The 8,067-nt window shown below is 72.8% G+C and carries 7 protein-coding genes; all 7 read right to left on the bottom strand.

Going from position 1 to position 8,067, the window contains the following annotated elements; all coding sequences use genetic code 11:
- Positions 1-35: 35 nt before the first annotated feature.
- The gene (locus tag LQV45_RS13195) at positions 36-860 is read right to left on the bottom strand and encodes an oxygenase MpaB family protein (protein WP_374208210.1); all 825 of its coding nucleotides are present in this window, start codon (positions 858-860) and stop codon (positions 36-38) included.
- Positions 861-983: 123 nt separating this feature from the next.
- A complete protein-coding gene (locus LQV45_RS13190; RefSeq protein WP_230007422.1) occupies positions 984-1,514 on the bottom strand; it encodes a hypothetical protein in 531 nt (176 codons plus the stop codon).
- Positions 1,515-1,516: 2 nt separating this feature from the next.
- Positions 1,517-1,927, bottom strand: coding sequence for a DUF4383 domain-containing protein (locus LQV45_RS13185; protein ID WP_230007421.1), 411 nt, complete (start codon positions 1,925-1,927; stop codon positions 1,517-1,519).
- Positions 1,928-2,032: 105 nt separating this feature from the next.
- Positions 2,033-3,835, bottom strand: a complete 1,803-nt coding sequence (locus LQV45_RS13180) for a DUF5605 domain-containing protein (protein ID WP_230007420.1) — start codon at positions 3,833-3,835, stop codon at positions 2,033-2,035.
- 19 nt (positions 3,836-3,854) lie between these two features.
- Entirely contained in the window at positions 3,855-4,046 is a 192-nt protein-coding gene (locus tag LQV45_RS13175; RefSeq protein ID WP_230007419.1) for a hypothetical protein, read from the bottom strand.
- On the bottom strand, positions 4,004-6,634 hold the full coding sequence (locus LQV45_RS13170; RefSeq protein WP_230007418.1) for an alpha-L-rhamnosidase: 2,631 nt from the start codon (positions 6,632-6,634) through the stop codon (positions 4,004-4,006). Before LQV45_RS13170 ends, LQV45_RS13175 begins: the two co-directional genes overlap by 43 nt.
- Positions 6,631-8,067: glycoside hydrolase family 43 protein (locus LQV45_RS13165; protein WP_230007417.1), on the bottom strand; the 1,437-nt coding region annotated here is incomplete at its 5' end. The genes LQV45_RS13170 and LQV45_RS13165, both read right to left, overlap by 4 nt.

Here is an 8,067-nt window from a genome sequence, read left to right as displayed (position 1 = left end):
GTGCCGGGCGGGGCGGCGGCTACAGCCCGAGCCGGCTACAGCCCGAGCCGGCGCAGTCGGAGCCGGGCCATGTCCTGGGCGCGCGGGCCCGAGCCGAGCGCGCGCTCGGTGACCCGCAGGATGAGGCGGGGCGCGGTCTTCACCGGCAGCCACGACCGGCGCACCCCGAGCATCCGGCGCAGGCGCGGGGGGATCGTCGCCACGGCCGCCGCGAAGAGCACGCGGTAGGCGATGCCCATGAGGCCCGTGAACGGCGGCTTCTTCAAGAACCGCACGACGTCGTCGACCCGCTCGTCGCGGCGCAGCTCGCCGCGGTCGAGGAACCCGTCGAGTTCGCCGCGGAGCGCGGCCTCGGTGAGCGGGGGATCGGGGATGTGCATGAGGCGACCGGCCGTGGCCCAGTCGGCGACGTAGGCATCAGGGCCGCCGGGGATCGTCCCGCCGTAGGCCTGGTGGCTCGACAGGAACGCGTCGGTGAAGGCCAGGTGCACCCAGCGCACGAGGTCGCGGTCTTCGGCGGTGTAGCCGCGCTCCCCGCCGTCCCCGGCGACGTACGTGCCCTGGACGCGGCGGTGGAAACGCCCGACGCGGGCGGTCTCGGCATCCGCTTGGGTGGTCGATCCATACGTGAGCGTGATGACCCAGCGCACGGTGCCGGTGAGGCGGCCGATGGGATCCTCGCGGTAGCGCGAGAAGTCGTGGACCCCGGCCAGAGCCCCCGGGTGCAGGGCCTGGAGCAGGAGAGCCCGGATGCCGGCCACCAGGGTCCCCATCCCGGCATGAACGGTCCACGCGGGACCGTTCTCGACGAAGTACCCCGCGTCGTCGCCCTCGGCGATCGCGCGGACGTAGGGGGCCATCCCGGTCGGGTCACCCGCGAGAGCGGTGAGGAGCCGCGCGCGCAATCGGGCGACGTGCGGCGGGACCGGGGGAGGAGACGTCACCCCTCCAGCGTGCCATCACGCGGGAGGGGTGGGGCCGGATCAGTGACCCTCGTGGCTGATGACGGGGACCGATCCGTCGTCGCGCAGCAGCACCGCGTTCTGCGCGGCGCCCAGGGCGGGGGTGACGACCACCGCGATGACCGAGGCAGCCACGAGAAGACCGACCACGCTCATCGGCTGCGCGGTACGCGGGGAGTCCGCGGAGCGGCCCCGTCGGCGCAGGTGCACGGCAGCGGCGCCCCCAACGACGACCAGCAGAAGCATGGCCGCAGCGACGGCGAGCACGCTCGTGTGCGCGGGGAGGACGAACATCAGGGCGGACGTGGCGACCAGCGCGATCAGCACTCCCGCGAGGGCGGCCCGGGGTGCGACGAGTCGCCCCAGGGCCAGGACGGCGCCGCCCCAGACGAGCGAGGCCACACCCAGGACGACCAACCCCGCTCCGAGGCCGCGCGAGGCGACCCCGGAGCCGGGCCCGACGATCGCGCCCGCACCGAGGGAGGCCACGATGAGCCCGGCCCCCCATGCGGACACGGAGGGCCACGACCGGACGAAGGTCGCAGCGTTCACGATCAGACCGCCGCGGTGCGGGGGACGTTGCGCTCGGTGCCGAGGCCGACACCCAGCAGCACGACCGCGCTGGCGAGGTGCAGGAAGTGGTCGGCCGTGTTCAGCGCGAGGATGTTGGCGGCGGTGCCCACCAGGAAGAAGCCGATGATGCCCAGCAGCAGGTACACGGCGCCGACGGTGGTGTTGACGCCCTTGGCGGCGCGCGCGTTCGCGAGGCCGGCGATCAGTAGCGCGGCACCGATCAGGAGGTGCGCGATGTTGTGCAGCGGGTTCACCTCAAAGATGCCGAGCAGCAGCCCACCCTCGGTGGCGATGAAGCCGACGCCGCCGGTCACGGCGAAGCCGAGCAGACCGACGAGCAGATAGACGGCGCCGAAGACGGTGGCGACGATGCGGTTCGGTGACGAGCTCATGATGAACCTCCCAGAGTTCTGACAGCGACCGTTCGGCCGCCTCGCATTCATCTTCGGAGACGATGGGAGATTCGGATTGGGCTTTACGTCGACGAACGCGATGGGCTATGGCCGGTCCCCCGTCGTGACGCGTGTGACGCGCAGAGCGAGGAACTGCCGTCCCGGCAGGTCGACGCGCACGGTACCCCGGTGTGTGCCGGGTACCGCCTCGACCGTCATGTTCCAGGTGTCGACGACCTCGACCTTCCACTCGCCCTCGCCGAGCAGCACGGTGCGGAAGCGCGGACGGTTGAAGCCGAAGTAGGCCACGCGCACCGAGCCGTCCTTCGACTGCGCCCACGGGACGTCCCAGTCCGAGGGGGCCGGGTCCAGCACGCCGTCGGGGATCTCGTCGAGGATGCGCTCGAGAAAGCCGATGCGGGCGGGGGAGGACCCGTGCAGGACGCCGCCCTTGGCCCACCACAGCACCTCGTCGTCGTCTCCCGCCGTCGCGGGCATGATCGCCTCGCCGACGGGCGCGGGAAGATAGGTCTCGCCGTGACCGACGTACCCGCCGCGCACGGCCGCTTCCCAGAACCGGCGCGTCATCTCTTCGCCGGTGATGTTGCCCCACCCCTGGTCGATGTCGCCCTCGTAGGCGCACTCGTCGATGACGACCGGCTTCCCCCACCGTTCGCGCCACTCGTCGGTGTTCTCCGCGGTGCGGTACACGTCGACGCGCTGCACGCTGGCATGGGTGATCCACGGTCGGGAGTAGTCGTAGAACGGGCGGCAGTTGTGGATCGAGATCAAGTGGGCGAACGGATCCTCTTCGCCGACGATCGCGGCGATGCGCTCCCAGTCGTCCTCGTCCTTCCCCCACACGAGGTCGTACTCGTTGGCCAGCGACCACCACACGTTCGAGAATGCGGCCAGTCGCCGGACGACGTAGCGCACGTAGCGGTCGTCGACGGCGGGTCCGAGATCGGCGAAGCCCCAGCGGTCGTAGGCGTGGAACAGGATGAGGTCGGCCTCGATGTCCCGCTCGGCGAGCTGAGCGAGGCGCCGTTCGAGTCGGCGGAAGTGGGCGGGGTCGAAGCGCTCGAGGTCGAAGCCCTCCGTCAGCGACCCCGGAAAGACGAAGTCCTCGGGCTCGTTGGCGTTGAACAGGTACGACTTCGGGAACACGCACATGCGGAGTTTGCGGAACGGTCCGTCCGTGAGCGTGGCGAGCGTCTGCTCCTGCAGGGCGTCGGGCTGGTGGGTCCACGCGTACGCGGTGGTTCCGAGCGGGCGGTGCCGCGTGCCGTCCGCGTGCCGGAAATGGAAGCCGTCGACGCGGACCGGACCGTGGGCCCCGGATGCCGCCGGCCCCACGTGGGCAGATCCGGTCAGTCCGTCGAGGGACCGGGTCGTGGCATCCGTCTCGAACGTCCACTCGCCCTCGGTGTCCGCCAGCGCGCGGAAGACCCACTCGCCGTCGCCGTCGTAGAACCCGCCGACGCGCGCCGTGGAGCCATCGGGGCGGCGGAAGGTCGCGTGGGCGTCCACGTCGACGAAGGGGTTGCCGTGCGAGGGGCCGTCGACGCGGACCTCGATGAGGCCCCACCGTGTCGTCGCCGGCGTCGGTCGCACGCGTGCGGAGGCGCGGGCGACCTCGGCGCCCTCGTAGGTGGCCGAGGGGGCGATCGCCGGCGCGTACGGCGGGCGCACGTCGCCGTCACCGATCTCGGCGAGCGCCTCCCAGAACGCCGCCCGATGCTCCGGGTCCTGCAGGCTCGGCACGATCGCGACGAGCTGGCCGAGGCGGCCGCCGCGGAACTGCGTCGCCATGGGGGAAGCGGCGACGCCGGGCAGGAAGCGCTCGAGCACGGCCCGGGCGCCGGGGTGGTCGAGGGCATCGCCGAAGAGGGAGCGGCGGTCGAACATGAGGGTCCTCGATTCGGGGTCAGACGGCGCCGGTGGCGTCGCGGACGGCGCGATCCACGCGGGCGAGCACGTCGGGGGGAGTGAACATCAGGGCGCTGGAGAGCGGCCGGCCCGCTCCCCAGACGGTTTCGCCGCGGACGGTGTCGACCCGCTCGGGGGCGGCCTCGCTCAGCGCCTCGAGGAGCGCCGCGTACGCGCGCGGGTCGTCCATGACGTCCGCGAGCGACGCCTCCAGCCCCGGGAGCGGGGGACGAGGGGATGCCGCCGGCAGCACGACGGTCCGTTCGGGATGCCGGGGAGATCGACGTCGGCGGTCGTGTTCGGGGGCACCACGGCGGTGACCCGGACGACGTTCCCCTCGCGTCGCCAGGCGACCTCGGCCGCGCCGTACGGCGTCTCGTGTCGTGCCGAGGCGTGGTCCAACGCCGCGAGAGGACGCGGGGCGATCCGCAGGCGGCGGTACCCCGGTGCCGCCGGCGCGAGGCCAGCGACGGTCCGGTGCAGCCAGTCGGCGACCGCGCCCAGCGCGTAGTGGTTGAACGACGTCATCTCGCCGGGGTTCACCGAGCCGTCCGGCAGCAGGCTGTCCCAGCGCTCCCACACCGTCGTCGCCCCCATCGTCACCGGGTAGAGCCAGGACGGGCACTCGGTCTGCAGCAGCAGACGCTCCGCCGCGGCGAGGTGTCCGCCGTCGCTCAGGGCGTCCGTGACGAGCGGAGTGCCCACGAAGCCGGTGCCGATGCGGTACCCGCCCTCGCGCACGAGCGCGGCGAGGCGGTCGGCCAGCGCGCGACGCGTCGGCACGTCGCGGACGAGGTCGAACCGCAGGGCGAGCGCGTACGCCGTGGGGGCGTCGCTCATCATGCGCCCGGCGGGGGTGACGTACTCGGACACGAAGGCTCGGCGGCTGCGTTCGGCCAGGTCGCCGTAGAGGGCGGCATCCTCGTGGCGCCCGAGGATCTCGGCGGCCTCGGCGACGAGCCGCAGCGATCGGGCGAAGGAGGCCGTCGCGACGATGTCGGCGTCGACCTTCGCCCGTCCCGGTTTGTCCGGTGGAGCCGACGCATCGAGCCAGTCGCCGAGCTGCATGCGTCCGGCCCACAAGCCGCTCTCCCCGGCGTCGCGGCGGACGGCCTCGACCCAGGCGCGCATGCTCGGGTACTGGGCGGCGAGCACCTCGCGGTCGCCGAATCGCTCGTGCAGGACGCTCGGCACGACCGTGGCCGCGTCTCCCCAGGCGGCGACGGGGCCACCTCCCGCGAAGGACGGGAGGGCGGCCGGGATGACGACGGGGACGACGCCGTCCTGGCGCTCCTGTTCGTGGGCGAGGTCGCGCAGCCACGACGTGAGGAACCCGACGCTGTCGTACAGGAAACTCGCTGTGGGCGCGAAGACCTGCAGGTCGCCCGTCCAGCCCAGGCGCTCGTCGCGCTGGGGGCAGTCGGTCGGGATCGACAAGAAGTTCCCCCGCATGCCCCACACAACGTTCTCGTGCAGACGGTCCAGGAGCCCGTGCGAGGACGAGAACCACCCCGTCCGCACCAGGTCGCTGTGCAGGACGACGGCCTCGACGTCGTCGTCGGCGACCTCGACGCCCTCGATCTGCGCATACCGGAAGCCGTAGAACGTGAAGCGGCTCTCGAGCACGTCCTCGTCGCCGGAGAGGTCGAAGGATGCCTCGGCCCGGGCGTTGCGCAACGGGCGGAGCGCCAGCTCGCCGTCGTCGAGCACTTCGGCGTGCCGGATGCTCACGCGCGTGCCGGCAGCTCCGCGCACGCGCACGCGCAGGCGTCCGACGAGGTTCTGTCCGAAGTCGAGGACGGTGCCGCCCGAGGGCGTCCGCAGGCGCGCGGCCACGGGCAAGGACTCGATGCGGCGCACGGGAGGAGCGATGCGGGCCTCGGGCACGGGTACCGACGCGTAGCCGGGGCGGGCGACGGCCCCGATCCGGGCCGGCATCCAGGTCACGCCGTCAGCCGGCGTCGTCGCGGTCTCGCCGGCGCGGCGCAGGTCCTGATGCTCGCCGGCGTAGATGCCGCTCGCCCGGACGCACCCTCCGGTCGAGGCCTCCCACTCGGGTCCCGTCGCGGCGAGGGTCTCGGTGGTGCCGTCGTCGTAGGTCACGCGCAACTGCGCGAGGAACGCCGGCTGGCCGCCGTACACGCGATCCGTGAAGACGAAGAAGCCGTACTTTTCGGTGTACCAGGCCCCTGCGATCGCCGCCCCCAGGACGTTCTCGCCCGGGGTGAGGTGCGCGGTGACATCGACCGTCTCGTGCACGAGGCGGTCGCGGTACGCCGTCCAGCCGGGGGAGAGGACGTCGTCGCTCACCCGGGAGCCGTTGAGCTCGGGTTCGGCGACGCCGAGCGCCGTCCAGAACAGCAGGGCACGGCGCACGGGGCGGTCCAGGTGGAACACCGTCCGCACCAGTGCCGGCTGCGCCTCGGCCTCGGGCGAGGCGAGACCGATCGGCTCGGCCACCCATTCGCCCTCGCCGAGGAATCCCGCGGCCACCTCGAGCGGGGCGCTCCAGTCGCTCGCGCCGCCCGCGGTGTCGGTCACGCGCACCCGCACCGACCGGACCTCGCCGGGCGCCATGGGGGCGAACGGCCACGCCACGAGGACGGACGCGTCGCCGTCCAGCGTGACGGTGTCCCTCCCGTCGGTCACTTCCGCCCCGGCCTGCCGCCAGTCCCGTGTCTCGGTCCGCACGCGCCACGACAGTCGGGGTCGGGCCGTCGCGACGAAGGCGGTGTCCTCGCGCAGCTCGGCCCGCACGATCACCTCGGTGACGCTCACTCGTCGTGCCCCTCGGCGATCCAGCTCGTGGCATCCACACGTCCGGCGCGGACGTACACGCCCACGACGCGGCCCGTGAAGGACTCGGCCGTCTCGGACGAGAGGAATCGCCCGTCGACCTCGGCGAGCTCGATGCGCCGGCCGTCGACCTCGGCGGCGAGGCGGAAGACGTCGCTGGTGCGCGCGAACCCTCCCTCGGAGACGGGACGCTCCGACGAGATGTGCAGGGTCACGACGTCCGCGTCGATCGGGGCGTCCCACTCCTGCACGAGGCCGGCGACCACCGCGCGCGCCACGACGCGCCCGGCCCCCGCTTCGATCTCGACGTGGAAGTTCTCGTCGTAGCGGCAGGCGAGGCCGCCCACGCCCGCGGTGCAGTCGACGGCGACCGACGTGGTCTGGGTCAGGTGCTCCTGTCGGCGGCCGACGAACACGGGGCGCGGGTCGTCGAGCGTCGATCCGTCGGAGCGGAGGACGAGCCACCCGGGCCGCGAGGTCAGGTCCGCGAGCTCGGTGGGCAGACGCCGGGGCGTGATCCACTCGCCGTCCAGCGGTGCGTCCGCGGCGAAGGCCACCTCCACGCGGGTGCCGGGGCCCGCGTTCAGCGCCACCGGTTCCATCGTCGGCCAGCCGTCCTCGTGGCAGTGCACGGGGGTGACGAACGTCTCGCGGCCGAGGGCCGAGAACGCGCGCGTCATGCTGCGCGGACGGACCCCCAGCAGGACGCACAGCCACTCGCCGTCGGGACCGATGACGAGATCGCCGTGTCCGGTGTTCTGGACCGGACGGATCGTGGAACGTGCCGAGACGAGCGGGTTGGCCGGTCCCGTCTCGAACGGTCCCTCGGGGCGATCGGCGCGGGCGATCGAGACGCCGTGCCCGCGCTCGGTGCCGCCCTCGGCGATGAGCAGATACCAGCGCCCGTCGATCTCGTACAGGTGCGGCGCCTCGGGGAACTGACCCCCGGTGCCCGACCACAGCGACCGCGGCTCCTCGAGCGCGCGGTGCGTGTCCAGGTCGACGCGTGCCTGCAGGATGCCGAGATGGCGACCGGCATCCGGGCCGCCGAGCACCAGACCGGAGTAGGTCACGATGACGGTGCCGTCGGCATCCCACGCGATGTCCGGGTCGATGCCGTCGAGCGAGGCACGGCCGTCCCTGTCGACGATGAGGTCGCCGTCGCTCCACGGCCCGGCCGGATCGGTCGCGGTGAAGTGGAGCATGCCCCGACCCATGGCATCCGTCACGACCAGGTGGAAGACCCCGTCGCGGTGTCGTAGGGTCGGCGCCCACGCGCCGCCGGCGGTGCGCACCTCGTCGACGCCGAGCTGACCCGGGCGCGTCGCGACGTGACCGATGAGCTCCCACGTGACGAAGTCGGTCGAGCGGTGGATCGGGATGCCGGGCAGGTACTCGAACGTCGAGGTGGCCAG

It is taken from the genome of Microbacterium sp. Bi128, assembly GCF_918698205.1.
This window is presented reverse-complemented; position numbering and strand designations above follow the sequence as displayed.

What these genes read in the sequence shown, in the direction of transcription:
- LQV45_RS13180 (WP_230007420.1), bottom strand. Translation starts at nt 3,835, where the DNA reads ATGTTCGACCGCCGCTCCCTCTTCGGCGATGCCCTCGACCACCCCGGC.
- LQV45_RS13195 (WP_374208210.1), bottom strand. Translation starts at nt 860, where the DNA reads ATGGCCCCCTACGTCCGCGCGATCGCCGAGGGCGACGACGCGGGGTAC.
- LQV45_RS13175 (WP_230007419.1), bottom strand. Translation starts at nt 4,046, where the DNA reads ATGGACGACCCGCGCGCGTACGCGGCGCTCCTCGAGGCGCTGAGCGAG.
- LQV45_RS13185 (WP_230007421.1), bottom strand. Translation starts at nt 1,927, where the DNA reads ATGAGCTCGTCACCGAACCGCATCGTCGCCACCGTCTTCGGCGCCGTC.